The sequence below is a fragment of the Flavobacterium crocinum genome (genome assembly GCF_003122385.1).
GTDB classification, from domain to species: domain Bacteria; phylum Bacteroidota; class Bacteroidia; order Flavobacteriales; family Flavobacteriaceae; genus Flavobacterium; species Flavobacterium crocinum.
This window is the reverse complement of the sequence record NZ_CP029255.1, coordinates 4,690,045-4,714,005: the sequence shown is the minus strand read 5'-3', so window position 1 is coordinate 4,714,005 and position 23,961 is coordinate 4,690,045. Positions and strand designations below refer to the sequence as shown.

The following is a 23,961-nucleotide window of genomic DNA, read 5'->3' as shown; positions in this document are numbered from 1 at the left end:
ATAATTCATAATTTAATTAAGAATGAAGATAACAAAATTAGCATTTGTCTTGTTTGGACTTTTCCTTTTAGGAAGTTGTAAGTCGGCTTTAGAAAAAAAGACTTGGAAAGAAGGAATTTTAGTAGATCAGTTTATTTACGATAAAGCACCTTATCCATCTTGCCACGCCGTTACAATTGTCGAAGCTACAAATGGTGATTTAGTTGCCTCATGGTTTGGAGGAACGCACGAAAGACACCCAGATGTTTGCATTTATGTGGCCATTAAACCAAAAGGAAACGATACTTGGAACGAAGGCGTAAAAGTAGCCGACGGTGTCATGAAAGAAGGCCCGAGATTACCAACTTGGAACCCAGTTTTATATCAGATTCCGGGTGGCGATTTAATGTTATTCTACAAAATAGGTCCAAAACCATCAGAATGGTGGGGCGTAATCAGAACTTCATCTGATGGCGGAAAAACCTGGTCTGAGGCTAAAAAAATGCCAGACGGTTTCTTAGGGCCAATCAAAAACAAACCTGTATTATTAAGTAACGGAACATTGTTATGTCCGTCAAGTATCGAAGGCGACGGCTGGAGACTTCGTATGGAATCTACTCCGGATTTCGGGAAAACTTGGGTAATGGGCGATACGCTTCCGAGAGGAAAACAAAAAATTAATGCGATTCAGCCAAGTATTTTATTTCATAAAGATGGAAGTATTCAGGCTATCGGAAGAACTAGAAACAGAGCTATTTTCAGCACCTTCTCAAAAGACAACGGAAAAACTTGGTCGGATGTTGAGTTAATTGGATTACCAAACAACAACTCGGGAACAGATGCTGTAACACTTAAAGACGGCAGACATTTATTGGTTTACAATCACGTTTTACCTCCAGGAAAAGAAGCAAAAGGCCCAAGAACGCCATTGAATGTTTCGGTTTCTAAAGACGGAATTCACTGGAATGCCGCTTTAGTTTTAGAAGATTCAAAAATCAGTCAATATTCTTATCCTTCGATGATTCAAAGTTCAGATGGAATGGTACATATTGTATATACTTGGAGAAGAGAAAAACTGAAATATGTGAAAATCGATCCTAGCAAATTAGTAGCGCTTCCAATTAAAAACGGAGTTTGGCCGGGTGAAGAAGGAAAAGTGGTTACGGCAGTAAAAGCGGAAGAAGAGTAAAGATAAGTTCGCCATGAATTTCACTAATTTCCACAAATTTTTTAAATATTAATTCGTGAAAATTCGTGCAATTCGTGGAAAAAAAATATAAAGCCACAGATTAAAAGGATTAAAATGATTTTTTATTTTAGTTAATCTCTAAAATCTGCTCAATCTGCGAGAGTAAAAAATTTTCCCGCAGATTGAGCAGATCAAGCAGATTTTTTAATCTTTTCTAATTCATTTATCCCAATAGCTATCGCGAGTGGTAAAAAATATATAAGTATGAAATTTAAAAGAAATTTAATTGTTGCGCTATTTGTTGTTCTATCAATAACATTTAACAGCTGTGCGACGGCTCAGTCTTCCAACAAAAAGCAAAAATATAAAGTTGCGGTTTGCGACTGGATGATTTTAAAAAGACAAAAATTAGGTTCTTTTGCTTTAGCAGCTGAAATAAAAGCTGATGGAATAGAACTGGATATGGGAGGTTTGGGAAACCGCCCAACTTTCGACAGTAAACTGGGCGATCCTGTAGAAAGACAAAAGTTCTTAGATAAATCAAAAGAAACAGGAGTTGGAATCAGTTCGATTGCGATGTCGGGATTTTATGCACAATCTTTTGCTACAAGAGAAATCACACCCATGATTACAGATTGTATTCAGGCAATGAAAAACATGAAAGTAAAAGTGGCGTATCTTCCGTTAGGAACTCAGACAGACTTAGTTAAAAATCCGGAATTGCGCCCAGAAGTTATTAAAAGATTACAATGGGCTGGAAAGGAAGTTGGTAAAATAGGAGGAGTTATAGCGATTGAAACTTCTTTAAGTGCTACTGAAGAGAAAAAATTATTAGACGAAGTAGGTTCAAAATACATCAAAAGTTCATTCAATTTTGCTAATGCAGTTGATAATGGCAGAGACATTTCATCAGAATTGAAAATTTTAGGAAAGAAATATTTGGCTCAGATTCATGCTTCAAATACCGATCAGTTTTGGCTAGAAAATGACAAAGCGATTGATATGCCAAAAATCAAAGCAACATTAGATGAAATGAAATGGAGTGGATGGCTAATTGTAGAACGTTCTCGCGACGTAACTCAAGTGCACAATGTAAAAGCCAATTACGGAGCAAACGTAGCTTATTTGAAGAAGATTTTCCAGAATTAAAAAATATAGTTTTCTCATTTTTGTCATTTCGACGAAGGAGAAATCTCCACGAGAAGCTCTACAAAGATTGGATTTTCGTTGCGGAGTTACTTGCGAAGATTTCTCCTTCGTCGAAATGACAAACTAGATGGGAATTTTTAATGAATTAAATTATACCATGAAATATTTACAATTACTTTTTTTATGTCTTAACATCTCTTTGGCGACAGCGCAGAACATCACTGTTGTGAGTGATGTCAATTCGCCGAGAGCAAAATTTGGAGCAGAGAAATTATCTGAAACCCTTTCAGCAAAAGGATTCAGCGTAACGTCTTCTGATAAATTCAAAAAATCAAAAGATAAAGTAATTGTAATTGGAGAAAAAGGAACCGATTTCTGGAAGAAAAATGCGAAAAACGCTAAAATTGACGATAGCAAATTAACCAAGAAAGAAGGTTTTCAGATTCGTACTCAAAATAATGTAATTTATATTGAAGGAACAGATGCAAGCGGAGCTTTGTATGGCGCTTTAGAAGTAACAGATAAAATTAAAGCTTCAGGAAAACTTCCTTCAGAAATCAATATTGATGATAGCCCGGAAATGGTTTTGAGAGGAGCTTGCATCGGAATGCAGAAACCAGTTTATCTTCCAGGTCGTGACGTTTACGAATATCCGTATACACCAGAAACTTTCCCTTGGTTTTATGATAAAGCTTTATGGATAAAATATTTGGATATGCTGGTAGAAAACCGCATGAACTCTTTGTACTTATGGAACGGGCACCCTTTTGCATCTTTAGTAAAACTAAAAGAATATCCGTTTGCTGTAGAAGTAAGCGACGAAGATTTCAAAAAGAATGAAGAAATCTATAAATTCTTAACCGTAGAAGCCAACAAACGTGGAATCTGGGTCATTCAGATGTTTTATAATATTATTGTTTCTAAGCCTTTTGCAGAGCATTATAACATTAAAACGCAAGATCGTTCGAGACCAATTACGCCTTTGTTGTCAGATTATACCAGAAAATCTATCGCGGCTTTTATCGAAAAATACCCAAATGTTGGTTTAATGGTTTGTTTGGGAGAAGCTATCAATACGGTCGATGATGATGTAGAATGGTTTACTAAAACCATTATTCCGGGTGTTCGCGATGGTTTGCAAGCATTAGGAAAAACAGAAGAACCACCGATTATTTTACGTTCTCATGATACAGACGGGCCTTTGGTGATGGAAAAATCACTTCCGCTATACAAAAACCTTTATACAGAAAGTAAATATACAGGAGAGTCTTTAACAACTTACACTCCGGGCGGACCTTGGGGAGAAACGCATAAACAACTGAGCGCTTTGAAATCAATTCATATTGAGAACGTTCATATTTTGGCAAACTTAGAGCCTTTTAGATACGGTTCTCCAGATTTTATCCAAAAAACGGTTAAAGCAATGCATAGCGTGCACGGAGCCAATGCATTACACTTGTATCCGCAAGCTTCGTATTGGGATTGGCCATATTCGGCAGATAAAACGAAATCAGGAGAACGTTTATTAGAAATGGATCGCGACTGGATTTGGTACAAAGCTTGGGCAAGATACGCTTGGGATAGCAAAAGAGACCGTAATGAAGAAGTAAAATTCTGGGATAAAGATTTGGCTTCGAAGTACGGAACTTCTCAGGAAGCTGCTAACAATATTTTAAAAGCTTACGAAGAAACAGGAGAGATTGCTCCCAAAACATTAAGACGTTTCGGAATTACAGAAGGAAACCGTCAAACTTTATTGTTAGGAATGTTTGAAAGTCAATTGGTAAATCCGTCCAAATGGAGAGTATATCCGGGATTCCACGAATCTTGTGGGCCTGCAGGTGAATTACTTTTAGAATATGCTAAAAAAGAATGGAATAAAGAACCACATTCGGGCGAGCTTCCAACGCAAATTATTGCTGAAATTACAGAACACGGAAGATTAGCTGTTGAAGCAATCGACAAAGCTGAAGCAAGCGTCACTAAAGACAAAGAAGAATTTGAGCGTCTTAAAAATGATATTCATGCTTATAAGGCTTTCGCCGATTTCTTTTCAGAAAAAGTAAAAGCCGCTTTATTGGTTTTAAGATACAGTTATTCGAACGACATTGCCGATTTAGATAAAGCCATGCCTCATTTAGAAAAAAGCATTGAGTATTACGAATTATTGGTAAACTTGACAAAAGATACGTATTACTATGCCAACAGTATGCAGACAGCTCAACGCCGAATTCCGATTGGAGGAGACGACGGAAACAACAAAACCTGGGCAGAATTGTTACCACATTACGAGCGTGAATTGGCTAATTTTAAAAGAAATCTAGAGAAGCTAAAATCTTCTAAAGATGGTAAAATTGAAACAAAAGAAGGAAAACCTTGGAAACCAGCCGAAGTAACTTTCATCGACGAAAAACCGGGAACCTATTTAGTAAAAACCGGAACAAAAGTGTACGGAACAGATATTTCTGAATTGACTAAAATAGCACCAGAGCTTCAAAACTTAAAAGGTTTTACTTTTGTAGAAAACGATCAGAACGAAAAAGGAACACATTTGAAGTTTAGAAATACTAAAGCCGTTAAATTAGTGGTGGGTTATTTCAATTCGGATCAAAAAAGATTTTTATTACCGCCAAGTTTAGAAACTGATGCAGCAGGAAATGCGCACGGTCAAGCTGAAGTAATTCTGGCAAGCGCTATGAATTTAAAAGATTTACCACGTGTAAACATTCATACCTATACTTTCCAGCCGGGCGAGAATAAATTAGATTTAGGAAAAGGAAAGGTATTGATTTTAGGTTTCATCGATGCAGATCAGACGATAACACCACGTGATGTAGGATATATTGATGCAGGAGAAAAAGCAGCTATTGACTGGTTGTTTTATTAATCTGTTTTCCTGTAAGGTTTTCAAAACCTTGTAGGTAAATAATAAAGTTTAGAATTAAAAGAATAATTTGGGCGTGTCCCTTCGGGTCGGGCTTTCGGCTATATCTTTTATCCGCTCCGCTTCATAAAAGGATACCGCCTCAATCCCTCACGCGAATATAAGCAAAGTTAAACCTGACGGGTTTTCAAAACCCGTCAGGTTTGCTAAAAGTATAAACACAATCTTGTCATCCCGAGGAACGAGGGATCTTCGCAAGAAACTCGACATAGTTTGTCATTTCAACCGAAGGGAGAAATCACACTAGAAATTCCGTTCAGAAATTCGCCAATCTTTGTCGAGTTCCGCGTGTGATTTCTCCCTTCGGTCGAAATGACAAAGCTTACGATTTCCTGCAAGGTTTCCAAAACCTTGTAGGTATCTAAAATGAACGTTAAAAAGTTAAACCTACAAGGTTTTAAAAACCTTGCAGGAATTAGAAAATATGAATAGAATAGTTTTTTTTATTTTTTGTTTTTTTTCAAGTCTTTGCTTTGTTTGGAGTCAGAGCAAAGATTCAGGGAAGTTTCGTAAAGAAATTTCGCTGAATTCGTCTTGGGAAACCGTAATCTTGGAAAATCTTCCAGCACAGGAAGAGAGGTTTGTAGACCATCCAGAAACTGATTCCAATTGGCAGAAGGTTAGTGTGCCTCACAATTGGGATCAGTATTATGGTTTCAGAAGAACAAAACATGGAAATTTACACGGTACTGCCTGGTACAAAAAAACGCTGAAACTCGATAAAAAAGACAGTTCCAAACAGCATTTTCTTTATTTCGAAGGCGTAAGTTCGTATGCAACGGTTTGGGTGAATGGTAAAAAAGTAGGCGAACACAAAGGCGGAAGAACTACTTTCACCTTAGACATTTCCAAAGCGGTTTCTTTCGACAAAGAAAATATCATTGTAGTTAAAGCAGCGCATCCCTCTTTTATTGCCGATTTGCCTTGGGTTTGCGGCGGCTGTTCAGGAGAATGGGGGTTTTCAGAAGGCTCTCAGCCAATGGGAATTTTCAGGCCTGTTACTTTAGTTATTACAAACGATGTTAGAATTCAGCCTTTCGGTGTTCATATCTGGAACGATAAATCGGTTTCTAAACAAAAAGCAATTCTTCATACCACTACAGAAATCAAGAATTACAGCACTTCAGAACGAAAATTGACTATCGAAAATATTCTTTTGGATGCTTCGGGAAAGAAAGTTGCTATCAATAAAAGCGATAACAAAATTAATTCGGGAGAAACAAAGGAAATAGCACTGACACTTCCAGAGATTGTAAACCCAAAATTATGGTCGCCATCCAATCCGTACTTGTATAAATTGGTGACTTCAATTTGTGAAAATGGAAAAATAATCGATCAATTAACAACGCCTTACGGAATTCGCTGGGTAAGTTGGCCAGTTAGCCGTGACGGAAAAGACAATCGTTTTTTTATTAATGATGAACCTGTTTTTATAAACGGAATTTGCGAATACGAACATTTGATTGGAAAAAGTCATTCGTTTTCAGACGAAATGATTCATTCCCGAATAGAACAAATCAAAGCAGGCGGATTTAATGCTTTTAGAGAAGCACATCAGCCTCATAATTTATTATACCAAAAAGAGTTAGACGAAAACGGAATTCTGTTTTGGAGTCAGTTTTCGGCACATATTTGGTACGATACACCTGAGTTTAAAGAAAACTTCAAAACTCTTTTACGAGAATGGATTAAAGAACGCAGAAACAGTCCATCTGTAGTGATGTGGGGATTGCAGAATGAAAGTACCATTCCAAAGGAATTTGCTGAAGAATGCACGCAGATTATCCGCGAAATGGATCCGTTATCAGCTTCACAGCGCATCGTAACAACTTGTAACGGTGGAGAAGGAACCGATTGGAATGTCGTTCAAAACTGGTCGGGAACTTATGGTGGAGATCCGTTAAAATACCATCTGGAAATGACTACTCAATTATTAAATGGAGAATACGGCGCATGGCGTTCAGCCGATTTACATACAGAAGGAGAATTTGACCAAAAAGGAACTTTAAGCGAGAATCGTTTTTCTCAATTAATGGAAATTAAAGTCAGAGAAGCCGAATCGGTAAAAGACAAAATTGCGGGACAATTCAACTGGCTTTTTGCTTCGCACGAAAATCCGGGACGAGTTCAAAACGGAGAAGGTTTTAGAGACATTGACAAAGTCGGTCCAGTAAATTACAAAGGACTTTTTACCATTTGGGGCGAACCTTTGGATGCATTTTATATGTATCGAGCGAATTATGTTTCGAACAAAACCAATCCGATGGTGTATATCGTTTCGCATACCTGGCCAAGCCGTTGGGAAAAACCGGGATTCCAAAACGGAATCGATATTTATTCGAATTGTGATGAAGTAGAATTGTTTAATGATGTCAATAAAGCTTCACTTGGAAAACTAAAAAATCCGGGAATCGGACAGCATTTTCAGTTTAATAATGTTGACATTAAATACAATGTTTTATATGCCGTTGGGTATGTAAACGGAAAAGCGATTGCCAAAGATTATATCATTTTAAATAATCTGCCAAAAGCGCCAAATTTCGATGCTTTAACAACCAATAAAGTTGATATTACAAAAGCCAAAAGTGGCTATAATTATATTTACAGAGTAAATTGCGGAGGTTCTGAATTGACAGATTCTGCTGGAAATACTTGGTTAACGGATACTCATAAGAACGGACAAAATACTTGGGGTTCTTTATCTTGGACAGATAATTTTGAAAAACTTCCAGACATTTTTGCCAGTCAGAGAACCACTTTCGATCCAATAAACGGTACAAAAGATCCACAGTTATTTCAAAGTTTCAGATACGGAGTTGATAAACTGCGTTACGAATTTCCTGCACCAAACGGAGAATATTTAGTCGAATTATATTTCACAGAACCTTGGTACGGAACTGGCGGAGGGTTAGACTGTAAAGGCTGGCGTTTGTTTGACGCAGCCATCAACGATAATGTTGTTTTAAAAGATTTCGATATTTGGGCAGAAGCTGGACATGATAACGCTTTGAAGAAAACATTCAAAGTAAAAAGCAAAAATGGAAAAATTGTGATTTCGTTCCCGAATGTAAAAGCTTCGCAGGCAATTATTTCTGCGATTGCGATTGCGACAAAAGATATTCATGCAAGACCTGCGTCAGAATCTTCAAAAAATATTCAGAATTTGGTTTTAGATTCTTATGATAAAACCAACAGAATAGCTTCATGGCTGGATATTAATTCAAAACAATATTCAGATTCTGATATTGTTTTTACTGAATTGCCTTCGGAAGTTTTTGGAGCAGATTATTTGCAGTTTTCATCTCATTCTAAAAATAAAGGTTCGTTTAATGCTAAAGAAGAATCGACTATTTATATTTTAGTTGATGATAAAATAAAGATATTAAAAGGGCTTTCAGATTATAAAAAAATAGAAGAAAAAGCGAAGAACAGCAACGGAATTTCATTTGATGTTTTCACTAAAAAAGTAAAGAAAGACGAGAAAGTTCTTTTTGATAATTCAGAAACTATAAACACAATTGCAGTAGTTCCAACTTACGATATGGGTGAAAAAGACGATTCTAGACCAGTTGTAATTATCGAAGCCGAAAAGACAAAAACAACGGGAACTGGAATTGAAAAAGGAAATTTCAAAAAAGCCGATTATATTGAATTCACTAAAAAGACCAATAACAGTATCGAGTTTGAAGTAAAACCCGGGGTTGCCGGAATTTATTTAATGCGTTTCCGTTTTATGAACCGAAATGAAACTCCGATGAAAGTGAAATTCAAAATGGAAGATGCCTACGGAATCTTAATGCGAAATGATACGATTGAGTTTCCTTCTTCAACAGAAAAATGGAAGATTTTAAATACGACTTCTGGAGGTTACATTAATGCAGGAACTTATAAAATTACGTTGGAAGGTGATGATTTGAAGGGACTAATGTTAGATAACTTCGAATTTCAGTAAATGGTGGTTTGCCACGAAGGCACAAAGACACCAAGGTTTTATTGTAGAGACGCACAGGAGTGCGTTTATGTTCCAATTATCCATGCTGTTTGTCATTTCGACCGAAGGGAGAAATCACACGCGGGATTCTACAAAGACGGGAAATAACTGTGCGGAGTTTCTAGTGTGATTTCTCCCTTCGGTCGAAATGACAAAAATCAAGTCGAATTTTAGATTAGAATAAAAAACATATTTATGATTAAGCATAAAAACATATTTCAAAAAATTACAATTGCCTTATTGTTTTCAGTATCAATTTTTGCACAAAAACAAGCCAGAATTGTAGAAGATTTCAATAAAAACTGGAACTTCAAATTAGGAGATTATCCCGAAGCAATAAATGCCAATTTCAATGCATCAGATTGGAGAACACTTCAATTACCGCACGATTGGAGTATTGAAGGCGCTTTTGATAAAGATGCTAAAACCAAGCAAGCACAAGGATTTTTACCAGCGGGAAAAGGTTGGTATCGCAAAGCGTTTACTATTCCTGCAAATTGGAAAAACAAAACCATTTCAATTGAATTTGACGGTGTTTTTAAGAACAGTGAAGTTTTCATTAATGGAAAATCATTGGGAGTTCGCCCAAATGGTTATATTTCTTTTGGTTATGATTTAACGCAGTATTTGAACTTTGGAAAATCAAATACGATTGCTGTTAAAGTCGATAATGATGCACAGCCGAATTCGAGATGGTACACAGGTTCTGGGATTTACAGAAATGTGAGATTGGTTGCTAATGAAAAACTACACGTTGGAAAATGGGGAACTTTCGTAACTACGCCAGAAGTTTCAGCAGAAAAATCAAAAATACGTGTAGAAGTTACGATTGATAATGATAATGCTTCCGCTAAAGAATTTAAACTGGTTACTTCGATTGTAAATGCAGAAAATGTTGAAGTTGCTAATTTCACTTCAACAGAGAAAATCGGAGTTAAAACCTCTGAGAAAAAGATTCATGATCTGGTTTTGAATCAGCCGAAATTATGGAGTACAGAGAATCCGTATTTGTATAAAGTTATTACCAAAGTTTACGAGAAATCGAAATTGGTTGATAATTATGAAACGCCTCTAGGATTTAGATTTTTCAATTTCGATTCAGAGAAAGGATTTTCTTTAAATGGTGTTCCGACTAAAATTTACGGCGTTTGTCTGCATCACGATAATGGCGCTTTGGGAGCAGTTGAAAATATTCATGCGGTTAGAAGAAAACTGACTCTGATGAAAGAAATGGGAGCAAACGCTATTAGAATGTCTCATAATCCACATTCTTTGGAAATGATGCAATTATGTGACGAAATGGGATTTATCGTTCAGGACGAAGCTTTTGATGTTTGGAAGAAGAAAAAAGTAACCAACGATTACCACAAAGATTGGGACGAATGGCACAAACAGGATTTAGAAGATTTTATCAAAAGAGACCGTAATCATCCATCGGTTATGATGTGGAGTATCGGAAACGAAATCAGAGAACAGTTTGATTCGACAGGAATTGCGATTACAAGAGAGTTAGCAAAAATTGTAAAATCACTAGATACAACTCGTCCCGTAACTTCGGCTTTGACCGAAAATGTAATTGAGAAGAACTTCATTTATCAATCTGGAGCTTTGGATCTTTTGGGATTCAATTATAAACATGAAGATTACAAAGATTTTCCAACAAAATTTAAAGGACAAAAAATATTAGCCTCAGAAAGTGTTTCTGCTTTAGAAACGCGTGGACATTACGATCAATCGGATGTTATTAAAGCGTGGCCAACCAAACACGGCGCTCCGTTTGACGGAAATGCAGATTGGACGGTTTCGGCTTATGATCAGGTAAAATCGTATTGGGGTGCAACGCACGAAGAAAACTGGAAAACCATTAAAAGTCAGGATTTCATGGCGGGAACTTTTATCTGGACGGGATTTGATTATATAGGCGAACCTGATCCGTATCCGTATCCTGCGAGAAGTTCGTATTTCGGAATTGTCGATTTAGCCGGACTTCCAAAAGATGTATATTATATGTACCAAAGCGAATGGTCGAAGAAAACAGTTCTGCATATTTTACCACATTGGAACTGGAAAAAAGAGCAGGAAATAAACGTTTGGGCATATTACAATAATGCTGATGAAGTAGAATTATTTTTGAATGGAAAATCGCTTGGCAAAAAATCAAAACAAAATAATGATCTGCATATTGAATGGAAAGTGAAGTTTGAACCTGGAACTTTAAAAGCCGTTTCCAGAAAAGATGGAAAAGTGGTTTTAGAAAAGGAAATTCGCACCGCTGGCGAAGCTTCTAAAATTGATTTAAAAGTTGATAAAACTGCAATTAAAAATGATACTTATGATTTGGTTTACGTAACGGTTTCAATGCTTGACAAGGAGGGAAACTTAGTGCCAAACGCAATGGATTTAATTAATTTTGAAGTGACTGGTGGAGGAAAATTAGTTGGAGTTGATAATGGTTATCAAGCCAATTTGGAGTCGTTTAAAGCAAATTCCTGCAAATTATTTAATGGGAAATGTGTAGTGATTATTCAGTCGAACGGAAAGAAAGAGAATATTCAGTTGAAGGCGACGGCAGGAAATGGAATTCCAGTTTCTTCAGTTGTGATTAAAGTGAATTAAGAAAACATAAAAACTTAGAAAACTCCATTAGAAATAATGGAGTTTTTTTGTTGATAACCACATTTATTTTGTGAGTCTTGCCAGAAAGGTTGGCTGTCCATTATATCTTTTTCTTTTGCTAAAAGCTAAAAGAAGGAAAAGAAAATAGAAATTTTTAATTTTTTTCAGATTTCTTCCGTAACCCTCACACCACAGGACACTTACTTCCTATAAATTCATTTATTTAGAATTTCTTAAAAAATAAATTAGATGGAAAGAGTTTTTGCAGAATATCTTATTGAAACCCCTTATGATGTAGAACAGGCTTCGGCGGTTTTGGCAGGCGAACAGTCTTCAGGAACTTTTGTGTCAGTTCCGGGCGAAACCGAAGAATTGAAAAAACGTTTTGCAGCAAGGGTAGAGGATATTCAGTTATTGGATTTGGCAGACGAACCATCCATTCCAGGTGGCAGTATTCCTGGGAAAAAATATCAAAAAGCAAGAGTAAAAGTAAGCTGGTCGATAGAAAATTTTGGCTATAATCTGCCGGTTTTAATCAGCACTTTACAAGGAAATCTATACGAAATCACACAATTTACGGGGTTAAAACTAATGGATTTTGAAGTGCCGGATTCTTTCCAAATTCATTTCAAAGGACCAAAATTCGGAATCCAAGGTTCTAAATTATCTTGTGGCGTAACCGACAGACCGATGATTGGAACGATTATAAAACCAAGCATCGGAATGAGCGTGGAGGAAACTGCGGCTTTGGTAAAATCACTGATTGATGCAGGAATCGATTTTATCAAAGATGACGAATTGATGGGATCAGCTTCCAATTCGCCTTTTGACGAAAGGGTAAAAGCGATTATGAAAATCATTCGGGACAACGAACAAAAAACAGGTAGAAAAGTAATGTATGCCTTCAATATCAGCGATGAAATTGACGAAATGCAACGAAAATACGATTTGATTAAAAAGGAAGAAGGGAGCTGTGCGATGATCAGCATCAATAGTGTCGGCTTGTCGGGAACAAAAAAAATCTGCGATCAGGGCGAACTCGTAATTCACGGACACAGAAATGGCTGGGGAATGCTGAACCGACATCCTTTGTTGGGAATTGAATTTCCGGCGTATCAAAAAATCCAGCGTCTGGCAGGAGTCGATCAACTGCACGTCAATGGCATCCAGAATAAATTTTGGGAATCGGATGATTCGGTAGTGACCTCGATAAAATCCTGTTTGAAACCGTTTTTAGGCGGATACGAAATCTTGCCGGTAGTGTCTTCGGGACAATGGGGCGGACAAGCGGTAGAAACTTACCGAAGAACCCAAACCACCGATTTGCTGTATATGGCAGGCGGCGGAATTTTAGCACATCCAATGGGGCCAAAAGCAGGAGTAAACGCATTACAGCAGGCTTGGACAGGAGCTGTTGACGGTTTGTCTGTGGAAGAAACCGCTTTGAAATATCCTGAATTTGCCGAATCGGTTAAGAAATTTTCTAAGTAATGAAAAACAATAAATTGCTATTGGCTTATTATGGCGATGATTTCACGGGTTCTACGGATGCTTTGGAATTTCTGACGCTGGCCGGAGTGAAAACCGTTCTCTTTCTTCGAAAACCGACTCAAAAAGACTTAGATCGTTTTCCGGAAATTCAGGCAATTGGTCTGGCGGGAAAAAGCCGATCGATGTCGCCTTCAGAAATGGAAATAGAACTTTTTCCCGCTTTCGAAAACCTGAAAAGTTTTCAACCTGCACATTTTCATTATAAAGTCTGTTCTACTTTCGATTCTGCATCACACGTTGGAAATATTGGAAAAGCAATTGAAATTGGAAGCGAAGTTTTCAATCAAAAAACAGTTTTGGTTTCGCCATCTGCACCACATTTGGGACGGTTTTGTGTTTTCGGAAATCTGTTTGCCCGAATGGGAACTATTGGAAACGGAGAAATTTTCCGTTTAGACCGTCATCCGTCTATGAGTAAACATCCCGTTACACCTGCTTTGGAAGGGGATTTAACCATTCATTTAGCAAAACAAACCAAGAAATCCATCAATCTTGTCAATCTAACGACAATAGAAAAAGGTTCTGAAAAAGTTCTGGAAAAAGTTGCTAATAACAAAGCCGAAATTCTGTTTTTCGACGGATTCAATTTGGAACATCTGAAAACTATCGGAAGTGTTTTTAATGAATTAGCATCCGAAAAAACATTGTTTTCTGTAGGTTCATCCGGAATCGAAATGGCTTTGGGATTAGATTGGAAGGACAAAAAAGTCATCGGAAACGAAATCGCATTTGAATCAGCAGGAGAAGTTTCGCCCATACTCGTTTTATCAGGAAGCTGTTCTCCAGTAACATCGAGTCAAATTGAATATGCTATGCAAAATGGATTTTTGGAAATTGCATTAGAAAGCAAAGCTGTTGCTATTCAAAATCAGGCTGAAATTATAAAGAGTACTGTTGCTCAAATTGTTGACAATTTCAATCAGGGTAAAAGTACCATTTTACATACCAGCAAAGGTTCAAACGACTCGCGTATTGCAGAAACCGAATTGTTTTTTAAATCAAAAGGATTTTCAGCAAATGAAATTCAGAAACAATGCAGTTCGATTTATGGAAGTGTTTTGGGACAAATAACCAAAGAAGTAGTAAAGACTGTCAAAATAAAAAGAATCCTTTTTGCAGGTGGCGATACTTCGAGTTATGCCGCTTCGGAATTGGATATTCTTGCGCTGGAAATGATTGCGCCAATAGCTCCAGGAGCTCCGCTTTGCAAAGCTGTTTCGGACAATGAATGGGTAAATGGAATAGAAATGAATTTTAAAGGCGGACAAGTAGGCACTGCCGATTATTTTATAAAAGTATTAAAAGGAGAAAAATTATGAGCGCAAAAGTTTTAGGTTTTGTACATACATCGGCAACATTGGTTCCGTTATTTCAGCAATTAAGCAATGAGTTTTTACAGGGAATTGAAACATTCAATATAGTGGATGACAGCTTGATAAAAGACGTAATCAAAAAAGGAAAATTAATGCCCAACACAGCAGCGAGAGTCGTGAGCCATGTTCAGGCCGCTGAAAATGCAGGAGCCGATGTAATTTTGGTAACTTGTTCATCTATTGGAGCTGCGATTGAAACGGCTGCAACTTTAAGCACCGTTCCGGTGATTCGTGTAGATCAGGCAATGGCGGATGAAGCAGTGCAGATCAGCAGTAAAATTGGTGTGATTGCTACTTTGCCAACTACTTTGGAACCAACCAGTGATTTGGTCAGAAGAAGAGCGGAATTGGCAGGCAAAAACGCAACGATTACTTCTAAATTATGCGAGGGCGCTTTTGAAGCTTTAATGAGCGGAGATTCGGCTAAACATGACGAAATGGTAGCCAAAGCTTTGAAAGAATTAATGAAAGAAGTGGATGTAATTGTTTTGGCTCAGGCTTCAATGGCACGTGTTGTTGATGGCTTAAGTGCCGAAGAAAAACTAGTTCCGATTTTGGCAAGTCCAGCTATTGCAATGAAAAAACTGGCGGAGCTTTATTTCTAAAAACAATAAACAGATTAACTTTTACCATATAAGTTATATAAGTTCATTTAAGCATTAGGCAAAAAGAAAACTTATATGAATCTTATATGCCTTATATGGTTTGGAAGAAATGAATAATAACATGTTTTAATAATTATTTGTATGCGTAAATATTTTCTTTGGGCTATCCCAATATTCTTTATTGCAGCAGGTCTGGGCTGGCAGCAGCAAATGGATCTTATCTGGAAATTGGGATTAATCTTTGGTTTTTCAAGTATTGCTATTGGGATAGGACATCTGAAAGTATTAAGCGGTTATCAATACACTTTTTGGATCATCACAGCGGTTTGTGCAGGACTGCTCTATCCTGAATTTTTCCTACACGTGGGCAGTTTCGATATGCGCAACAAATGGCTTATTCTGATTATCATTCAAATGGTAATGTTTGGAATGGGAACACAGATGAGCATCGAAGATTTTACTGGTATTCGGAAATCGGGCAAAGGCGTGCTGATTGGTTTATTAGGACATTTTACCATTATGCCGATTATGGGTTTTCTGATTGCCAAAACCTTTGGTTTCGAACCTGAAATTGCGGCGGGAATTATCCTGATTGGTTCATGCAGCAGCGGATTAGCCTCTAATGTGATGACGTATATTGCCAAAGGAAATTTAGTTTTGTCAGTAACTGTAACAGCTATGTCAACTTTGGCAGCACCAGTAATGACTCCGTTTCTGATGAAAATATTTGCAGGAACTATGGTCGAAGTGCATTTCTTCAATATGATGATGGAAATTATTAAAATTGTTCTTGTGCCTTTGGCAGCAGCGATGGTTCACGATATCTTGAAAAACTATGGAACTCTCGCAAAAAAGAGAATTTATATTCTGACTATCATCTCAGCGGTTTGGCTGGCAATTATCCTTTTCTTCGGAGATACATTGGCAGTTGCGGAAGACAGTACAGTTTCACATATTTTAGAAATAATCAATTTCACTTGCGGTGCTTTTATCGTTGGTACATTATATCATTTATTGTATAAAGTATATCCAAAAATTGACGCGATTATGCCGTATTTCTCTATGTTCGGAATCATTTATTTTACTTTGGTAACCACAGCAGCGGGTAGAGATAATTTAATTCAGATTGGATTTTTACTTTTCTTGGCTTCGGTTTTGCACAACGGAGCGGGTTATTTTTTGGGCTATTGGCTCAGCAGATTAAGCGGTCTGGACAAAAAGAGCAGTCAGACTATCGCTTTCGAAGTGGGGCTTCAAAATGGCGGCATGGCTTCAGGATTGGCTGGTTCAATGGGGAAACTGGCAACTTTGGGCTTGGCTTCAGCTGTGTTTAGTCCGTGGATGAATGTTTCAGGTTCTTTATTGGCTAATTATTGGCGAAAGAAAGGGGATGAGGAAGAAGTTGTTTCCTGATTTCTTATTATTTTGTAAAGTAAAACTTCCGTTTAAAGCAATTTAAACGGAAGTTTGTAATTTAGAGCCGTATTGAATTATGTTAATAATTTTTCATTATAAAAAAAATAGAAAAATGAGACCAACTTTCTTCGAAAATCAATTAGAATTTAGAAAATGGCTGGAGAAAAACCATCAACACGAAAAAGAGCTTTTGGTTGGTTTTTATAAAGTTACGAGCAAAAAGCTTTCTATGAGCTGGTCGGAATCTGTAGATCAGGCGCTTTGTTTTGGTTGGATTGATGGTGTTCGAAAATCTATTGACAAGGATAGTTATACGATTCGTTTTACTCCAAGAAAAACTTCCAGTATTTGGAGTGCCATTAATATTCAGAAAATGGAAGATTTGACTAAAGCGGGATTGATGACTGATGCCGGTTTAAAAGCCTTTAGTTTTAGAACCGAAAATAAGTCCAAAATTTATTCGCACGAAAAAGAACCTGTTCCACTTAATTTGGAGTACGAAAATCAATTTAAGAGTAATGTAATTGCCTGGGAATTTTTCAATAAACAAGCACCTTCATACAAAAAAGTAATGATTCATTGGATTATGAGTGCGAAGCAGGAAAAAACAAGACAATCACGTCTCGAAAAGACAATAAAAGAAAGCGAAAATAAGAAGAGAGTTCTGTAAAAGTTTCGACTGAAATTCCTACTTTAGTGTCCATACATGAAGTAAATTATGGAAAGAGAAAATACCACAAAAATAGGGAGTGAAGTTCTAATGGGTATTATTTTAGCTCTTGAACTTTACGCACTTCCAACACAGTTTTATTTATTATTAGAGAATTCAGAATTTACGCTTTTTGGTGTGTTGGTTCGTTTTTTCAGTTTCTTTACCATTTTGACTAATTCGATTGTTTTTATCTGCAGTGCCTTTAATCTGTTCGGAAGAAGATTTAAGATAAGTGCTTTTTTCAGAAAAACTACAACAATTACCGCTATAACAGTTTACATTATAATTGTCGGACTCGTTTTTAATTTACTGCTTCGCCAAGTTGTCGAATTAAAAGGACTTCACAGTATTGTCAGTGAAATTTTCCATACGGTTGTGCCCGTTTTGTTTTTCTTTTACTGGCTTTTTTATGTTGATTTAGAAAAGATTTCTCTGAAAACTATTCTGCTTTGGCTGATTTACCCAATAATTTATGTTGTTTATACCTTATTTCATGGTATTTACACCGATTTTTATCCTTATCCTTTTATTGATGCCGTAAAATTGGGTTTTCCCACAGCCATGACCAACGGATTATTTGTTTTACTAGCATTTGTGGTTTTGTCTTATGTTTTAATTTTTGTCTCCAAACTAAAAAATATTCTCATTAGATAAAGTATTGATTATAAGATTGTCTTTTTCTAAAAAACTAAGACATCCTGTTTTGACGTAAATAGAAAAAGAAGATTTTTTTTGAAGACAATTAGTAGAAAACATCAAATGATAAAAAATACAAATCAGCATTTTATTCTTACTTTTTTGCAGTGGTTTAAGGAATTTGATGATAATTATTTGGTAAAAATGATGATTTGTTGATATAAAATTTATATTTGCGCAAAGAAAGGAAGACGAAAATCAGCTCAGAACAAGAAAATATCAGAATTGATGAAACGTATTACAAAGAACTATTTTATTCTTTGTATCCACGTCTTGTGAGCTATAGTTTCACTTTTGTAAAAGATAATTTTCTTGCCGAAGAAGTGGTAGAAAACGTCATGTTGCAACTTTGGGAAAACCGAATCAAGTTCGAAAAAATAGTCGATGTCAAATCGTACTTATACACCATGGTTCGCAATGGTTCTTTATTGGCTTTAAAAAAAGAACAAAAAGTAGTCGAATTAGATCATAAACTTTCAGACGAGACTATAGAGTTTGATTTTAATATTCTGGAAGAAGAATTATATTCCACTTTAATAGACGCTTTAAATTCCTTGCCGGAAAAATGCAAAGAAGTTTTTGAACTTTCCTGTCTGGAAGGGATGAAGTATAAAGACATAGCCGATCAGCTTAATATTTCCGTTAATACAGTGAAGTCACAACGTGCCCGCGCCATAGAATTATTGAAGGAAAAACTTAAAAATCACTCCGAACTTTTATTTATTTTGCTTTTTCTTTAAAAAAAATCAAAATTCTTTCCACCCATTTTTGATATTTCATACTCTTAGTTATATAACATTTACTTAAACTGTTAATAACCGACACTTAATATCAAAAAATATGTCCCAAGGAAAGAAAGAAATTATAATCGCAGCTCTTATAAGAAAACAATTGCTTGTAGGAGAATTATCGATTGAAGAAAATGCTCTTTTGCAAGAGTGGCTTTCTGTACCCGAAAATCAAGAATATTATCAGAAAGTTATTGATTTAGAAACTTTAAAATCAAAAGAAAGATTTTACAAATCTATTGATACTGACGCAGCATTCGAAAGAATCAAAGAAAAACTTGGTTTTGAAGATTCGCCTGTAATCTCTCTTTTCAATTATAAAAGATTTTGGAAGTACGCCGCTATTTTGGTGTTTCTTGCAGGAATCACTTCTGTTTTCTTTTATATGAATAATGGAGAAACTTCAAAGAATCAGGAAGTAGTTGTAAAAAGTATTGAACCAAAATATAACAATCCGACTTTAGTTTTGGCTGACGGAACAGTAGTTTCTTTAGAACCGAAAAAAGAGAAAATCGTTTCTAAAAATGGAGTTATTTCCAACGTAAACAAAGTTTTGGTTTATGATGCTAAAGATTTAAAAGGTGTAGTTTCTACTGGAGATAATACTTTAATTGTTCCTGTCGGCGGTATTTATGCTGTAAGTCTTTCAGACGGAACAAAAGTCTGGCTGAACTCCAAATCCTCTTTAAAATATCCTGTAGAATTTAGCGGAAACAAAAGAACAGTAACCCTTGAAGGAGAAGCCTATTTTGAAGTAACTAAAAATACGCATAGTCCTTTTACAGTAAAAACAAAATCCGGAAATGTTACGGTTTTAGGAACGCATTTTAATGTTAGCGCCTATGAAGAAGACAAAAACTTTGAAACGACACTTACGGAAGGAAAAGTAAAAGTCTCTGACATCAGTAAATCTAAGCCAGCAGAAGAAACTATTTTACAACCAGGACAACAGGCAAGAGTTAAAAACGAAGCTTTGAGAGTGGTTGAAGTTGATCCGTCAGCTTATACAGCTTGGAAAGACGGTAAATTCTATTTTGAAAATGAAAACCTGAAAAACATTTTGACCAAAATGGCAAGATGGTACAACTTTAATGTGAAGTTCGAACAAAAGGCATTAGAGCAGATTAAGTTTACGGGAATTGTTTTAAAAGATGAACCGATTGATCATTTTCTGGATATTATTAGTAAATCATCCAATGTTAAATATAAAATAACCAAAGTAAACCAAACGTATGAAGTAACCGTAAGTAAGTAAAAAAAGAAAACCGGAAAATATTGCAGTATTTCCCGGCGAGTATTTGTTCAGTCGACAAAAAGAGTTCGAAATCCATTAACCAACCAAAACATTTTAAAAGTATGAAAAAAAACCTATCCGCAAAAGATTGTGGGGTAAAATCCGCGCTTTGGGATAAATTTCTTGACCTAATGAAGAAATCCCTAATATTATCGATATTTCTTTTTAATATAGTCGCTTTTGCCTATGCGCAAAAGGTAACTATAAATGCAAGAAACCAATCTGTATCTGCCGTTTTAAAAACAATTACAAGAAAAACCAATGTAGAGTTTTTCTACAGTGATGATGTATTTGATGCTCAGAGAAGAGTAAATATTTCTGCAAATAAAGCCGATGTTATGGCTGTTATCAAAGAATTAATTGGTGACGATTATAAAGCAGAATTTGTAAATAACAAATTGATTGTTATTGCATTAAATCCAAAAGTAAAAACAAACCAAACTTCTGTATTAGAAGAAAAAATAAAGATTAAAGGAGTTGTTACCAATTCGAAAAAAGAATATTTAATTGGAGCAACTGTTTGGGTAAAGGGAACTAAAGATGGTGCTATTACCAATTTTGATGGTTCTTATGAAATCATGGCTAAAAAAGGCGATGTTCTTGTTTTTGAGTATTTAGGATACAAAAAAACAGAGGTTACTGTTACGGATAGTTTGATTATCAATCCAGTTTTATTGGAAGATGTTAGCAAGCTTGATGAAGTAAAGATTGTTTCTACAGGATATCAAAAAATTGATAGAGAGCGCTCTACAGGATCTTATGTTGCAATTACAGCCAAAGATTTAGAAAAAGTTCCTGTAAACAATGTGCTTCATAGATTAGAAGGGCAGGTTGCTGGTCTGCAATTAAATATTCAGGATTCTGATAACACTTTTGTTTATGGAACTACATATGGAGATGGTCAAGGCAGAAATAGTTATAATCTTGCCATTAGAGGAAAATCTACTTTTGAAGGTATAACAGGGTCTAATGCAATGCCATTAATTGTACTTGATGGTACGCCTACAGAATTAGATATCAGAACGATAAATCCGAATGATATTGAGAAAATTACTTTCTTAAAAGATGCAGCTTCGGCTTCTATTTACGGTGCAAGAGCGGCAAACGGAGTAATGGTAATTGATACTAAAAAAGGAAAGCAGGGACAAACGAGAATCAATTTTTCTCAAAATTATGGTTTTTCGAATAAGCCTTCCTTATCAAAACTTCCATTAATGAATTCAGCTCAGGTTTTAAATTTAGAACAGGAATTTGTAGATAAAAATTTGGTTACAGATCCGGCAAGTATAACGTATATGTTAGCTCCTCCTATTAGTCAGGGAATGGACTTGATGTTTCAATACAAACGCGGTGCAATCTCTGAAGCTCAGAGAAACGCCGGCTTAGATATATTGCGTAATCGTAATACTTATGGACAGACAGAACAGTATTTGCTCCAAGCATCATCCACTCAAAATTATAATTTATCGTTTAGTGGTGCACAAAATGATTACTCTTATTTCATGTCTGGATCGTATTCTAAAGAAGAAACTCAATCAAAAGGAAATAGCGGACAACGTTTGACTTTGTTATCAAATCAGGACTTTAAGCTTTTCAATTATTTAAAAATGAACACAAGCTTGAGAGGTTCTATTTTTAAATACAATATGAATGCTTTAGGACTTTCTCCATTAGGAATTTCAGCAAATACGTTATTGCCTTACGATCAAATTGTTGGAGAGGATGGAAATTCAGTAAATTATTACCACCGTTATTATAGTGCACAAACTATGGCGTTGGAGCAACAGGGGTATTTACCATGGACTTACAATTATATAGATGAATTGAACAATAGTGATAAGTCATCAAGCGAATTAAATTTTGGAGCTACCATTTCGGCTACTGCTCCTTTATTAAAAGGTTTAGATGCTGTAGGAACTTATTCAATAGAAAATGGACGCACATCAAATGATAATATGTTCAATGAAAATACTTTTTATGCACGTGATAGAATCAATTCGGCAACATCTATAAACAGTAATGGTGATTTAGTACATGCAATTCCGCTAGGAGGTATTTATCAAAATAACGAATTTGGAACGAGCAGTTACACGATGAGAGGACAGTTAAATTATGATGGTATAATTGGTCAGGATCATTTGATTAACGCAATGGCAGGTATTGAAGCAAGAGAAACGAGAGAAAGTCAAGACAGTAGAACATTATTTGGATATAATCCAAAAACGCAGACTTCTGTAGATCTTCCGTCGTTAAATTATGTTGATGTAAACGGATACAACTACACGCTGCAATATGGTAACGAGCATAAAGATGTTCGAAGAAGATTTTTATCGTATTATGCAAATGCAGGCTATACTTATAAGAACAAATATACACTTACAGGAAGTGCCCGTTTAGATGACTACAACAATTTTGGAGTAGATAAAAAACTACGAAGAACACCTTTATGGTCAACAGGAGCAAGATGGAATATTAAAGAAGAATCTTTCCTAAAAGACAGTAACTTATTTAATAGCTTAAGTTTAAGAGCCAGTTATGGTTACAATGGTAATATTAATATGGAAGTCTTTCCTTTTACCAATATAACTTTAAATAATTTAGATAGTTTTTCACAGCTGCCTTATGCTTCAATAAGTAAGCCGGCAAATCCTAATTTACGTTGGGAAAAAACAGCAATCTTAAACTTAGGAGTAGATTTCTCTATCTTAAACAGTAGATTAAGCGGTACTGTAGAATATTATAAAAAGAATAGTAAAGATTTGATCGTAGAGTTCCCAATTTCTCCATTTTACGGAGTTCAAAATAACTCGTTAACACAAAATGCAGCAACATTATCTGGAAATGGTGTCGATTTAAGTTTAAACGGAACTATTCTAAAAGCAAAAGATTTTTCTTGGAATGCTGGTCTTGTAGTTACATACAATACTACGGAAGTAACCGATTCTCGTTTTCAAAATTTCAGTCAGTATTTAAATGGATCAGGTGGAACACCGCCAGTTGAAGGTTATCCATTGGGCAGTGTCTTTGCTTTTAGATCAGCAGGATTAGATGCAACTGGTAGAACTCAGGTATATGATAAGTCTGGTAATATTGTAAACTCTTTTACTTCTTTAAAAGACATTGAGGATATGAAATACATGGGAACCAATATCCCATCATATTTTGGAAGTTTTAGCCACACCTTTACGTATAAAAAATTGTCATTATATATTTTGGCAACTTACAAATTTGATTATGTAATGTTTAAACCAACTTATGGAGGTTATGTAGACAGATCAGGAAGATTTAGCAGATACGATTTAAATACGGATATTGACCAGAGATGGAGAACCCCAGGAGATGAGGCTACTACGTCAGTTCCAGGAATTGTGGGTTCATCTGGTACTAGTCTTGTGAGGTATTTGTCTTCAGATAACCGTATTATGGAAGGAGACCATATTCGTTTTAGAGAGCTTTCGCTAAAATACGATTTAAATGACTTAATCAACAGAGGTTCTATAACAGGTGCTTCGGTAACTTTTACAGCTAGAAATCTTGGTTTCTTCTGGAGAAAAAACAAAGACGGTTTAGATCCTGACTTTTTACCTTACACGGGAACTAACATGAAATTGCCGGCAATGGCCATGTATTCAATTGGTTTTAATGTTAATTTTTAATT

Annotated in this window: 14 protein-coding genes; all 14 read left to right on the top strand. The window is 35.9% G+C overall.

Annotated features, from left to right (window positions below):
• Window positions 1-22 precede the first annotated feature (22 nt).
• Window positions 23-1,168 carry a sialidase family protein gene (locus tag HYN56_RS20280; protein WP_109193848.1) on the top strand — a complete coding sequence of 382 codons (1,146 nt, stop codon included), beginning with the start codon at window positions 23-25 and terminating at the stop codon, window positions 1,166-1,168.
• Between the two features lie 264 nt (window positions 1,169-1,432).
• Window positions 1,433-2,317, top strand: coding sequence for a sugar phosphate isomerase/epimerase family protein (locus tag HYN56_RS20275; RefSeq protein WP_109193847.1), 885 nt, complete (start codon window positions 1,433-1,435; stop codon window positions 2,315-2,317).
• A 127-nt stretch (window positions 2,318-2,444) separates the two neighbouring features.
• Complete coding sequence (locus HYN56_RS20270) at window positions 2,445-5,204, top strand: alpha-d-galacturonidase (protein ID WP_240622601.1); 2,760 nt, start codon at window positions 2,445-2,447, stop codon at window positions 5,202-5,204.
• 481 nt (window positions 5,205-5,685) lie between these two features.
• On the top strand, window positions 5,686-9,213 hold the full coding sequence (locus HYN56_RS20265) for a malectin domain-containing carbohydrate-binding protein (protein ID WP_109193846.1): 3,528 nt from the start codon (window positions 5,686-5,688) through the stop codon (window positions 9,211-9,213).
• A gap of 234 nt (window positions 9,214-9,447) precedes the next feature.
• Window positions 9,448-11,868, top strand: coding sequence for a sugar-binding domain-containing protein (locus HYN56_RS20260; protein ID WP_109193845.1), 2,421 nt, complete (start codon window positions 9,448-9,450; stop codon window positions 11,866-11,868).
• A 249-nt stretch (window positions 11,869-12,117) separates the two neighbouring features.
• Entirely contained in the window at window positions 12,118-13,359 is a 1,242-nt protein-coding gene (locus HYN56_RS20255; RefSeq protein ID WP_109193844.1) for a ribulose-bisphosphate carboxylase large subunit family protein, read from the top strand.
• The gene (locus HYN56_RS20250; RefSeq protein WP_109193843.1) at window positions 13,359-14,738 is read left to right on the top strand and encodes a four-carbon acid sugar kinase family protein; all 1,380 of its coding nucleotides are present in this window, start codon (window positions 13,359-13,361) and stop codon (window positions 14,736-14,738) included. The genes HYN56_RS20255 and HYN56_RS20250 overlap by 1 nt, the downstream gene beginning before the upstream one ends.
• Window positions 14,735-15,397, top strand: a complete 663-nt coding sequence (locus HYN56_RS20245; protein WP_109193842.1) for an aspartate/glutamate racemase family protein — start codon at window positions 14,735-14,737, stop codon at window positions 15,395-15,397. Before HYN56_RS20250 ends, HYN56_RS20245 begins: the two co-directional genes overlap by 4 nt.
• A gap of 141 nt (window positions 15,398-15,538) precedes the next feature.
• Entirely contained in the window at window positions 15,539-16,810 is a 1,272-nt protein-coding gene (locus HYN56_RS20240) for a bile acid:sodium symporter family protein (RefSeq protein ID WP_240622600.1), read from the top strand.
• Window positions 16,811-16,925: 115 nt separating this feature from the next.
• Window positions 16,926-17,483: a YdeI/OmpD-associated family protein gene (locus HYN56_RS20235; protein WP_109194886.1), complete on the top strand. Its 558-nt coding sequence runs from the start codon at window positions 16,926-16,928 to the stop codon at window positions 17,481-17,483.
• A gap of 48 nt (window positions 17,484-17,531) precedes the next feature.
• The gene (locus HYN56_RS20230) at window positions 17,532-18,179 is read left to right on the top strand and encodes a Pr6Pr family membrane protein (RefSeq protein WP_109193840.1); all 648 of its coding nucleotides are present in this window, start codon (window positions 17,532-17,534) and stop codon (window positions 18,177-18,179) included.
• Between the two features lie 215 nt (window positions 18,180-18,394).
• Window positions 18,395-18,961 (top strand): RNA polymerase sigma-70 factor, encoded by a 567-nt coding sequence (locus HYN56_RS20225; RefSeq protein ID WP_109193839.1) that lies wholly within the window; start codon window positions 18,395-18,397, stop codon window positions 18,959-18,961.
• Window positions 18,962-19,061: 100 nt separating this feature from the next.
• Complete coding sequence (locus HYN56_RS20220) at window positions 19,062-20,264, top strand: FecR family protein (RefSeq protein WP_109193838.1); 1,203 nt, start codon at window positions 19,062-19,064, stop codon at window positions 20,262-20,264.
• Between the two features lie 170 nt (window positions 20,265-20,434).
• Complete coding sequence (locus HYN56_RS20215; RefSeq protein WP_240622599.1) at window positions 20,435-23,959, top strand: SusC/RagA family TonB-linked outer membrane protein; 3,525 nt, start codon at window positions 20,435-20,437, stop codon at window positions 23,957-23,959.
• The last annotated feature ends 2 nt before the right edge of the window (window positions 23,960-23,961 follow it).

What these genes read in the sequence shown, in the direction of transcription:
- HYN56_RS20245 (WP_109193842.1), top strand. Translation starts at nt 14,735, where the DNA reads ATGAGCGCAAAAGTTTTAGGTTTTGTACATACATCGGCAACATTGGTT.
- HYN56_RS20250 (WP_109193843.1), top strand. Translation starts at nt 13,359, where the DNA reads ATGAAAAACAATAAATTGCTATTGGCTTATTATGGCGATGATTTCACG.
- HYN56_RS20280 (WP_109193848.1), top strand. Translation starts at nt 23, where the DNA reads ATGAAGATAACAAAATTAGCATTTGTCTTGTTTGGACTTTTCCTTTTA.
- HYN56_RS20215 (WP_240622599.1), top strand. Translation starts at nt 20,435, where the DNA reads ATGAAGAAATCCCTAATATTATCGATATTTCTTTTTAATATAGTCGCT.
- HYN56_RS20270 (WP_240622601.1), top strand. Translation starts at nt 2,445, where the DNA reads ATGGGAATTTTTAATGAATTAAATTATACCATGAAATATTTACAATTA.
- HYN56_RS20275 (WP_109193847.1), top strand. Translation starts at nt 1,433, where the DNA reads ATGAAATTTAAAAGAAATTTAATTGTTGCGCTATTTGTTGTTCTATCA.
- HYN56_RS20260 (WP_109193845.1), top strand. Translation starts at nt 9,448, where the DNA reads ATGATTAAGCATAAAAACATATTTCAAAAAATTACAATTGCCTTATTG.
- HYN56_RS20240 (WP_240622600.1), top strand. Translation starts at nt 15,539, where the DNA reads ATGCGTAAATATTTTCTTTGGGCTATCCCAATATTCTTTATTGCAGCA.
- HYN56_RS20255 (WP_109193844.1), top strand. Translation starts at nt 12,118, where the DNA reads ATGGAAAGAGTTTTTGCAGAATATCTTATTGAAACCCCTTATGATGTA.
- HYN56_RS20235 (WP_109194886.1), top strand. Translation starts at nt 16,926, where the DNA reads ATGAGACCAACTTTCTTCGAAAATCAATTAGAATTTAGAAAATGGCTG.
- HYN56_RS20230 (WP_109193840.1), top strand. Translation starts at nt 17,532, where the DNA reads ATGGAAAGAGAAAATACCACAAAAATAGGGAGTGAAGTTCTAATGGGT.
- HYN56_RS20220 (WP_109193838.1), top strand. Translation starts at nt 19,062, where the DNA reads ATGTCCCAAGGAAAGAAAGAAATTATAATCGCAGCTCTTATAAGAAAA.
- HYN56_RS20265 (WP_109193846.1), top strand. Translation starts at nt 5,686, where the DNA reads ATGAATAGAATAGTTTTTTTTATTTTTTGTTTTTTTTCAAGTCTTTGC.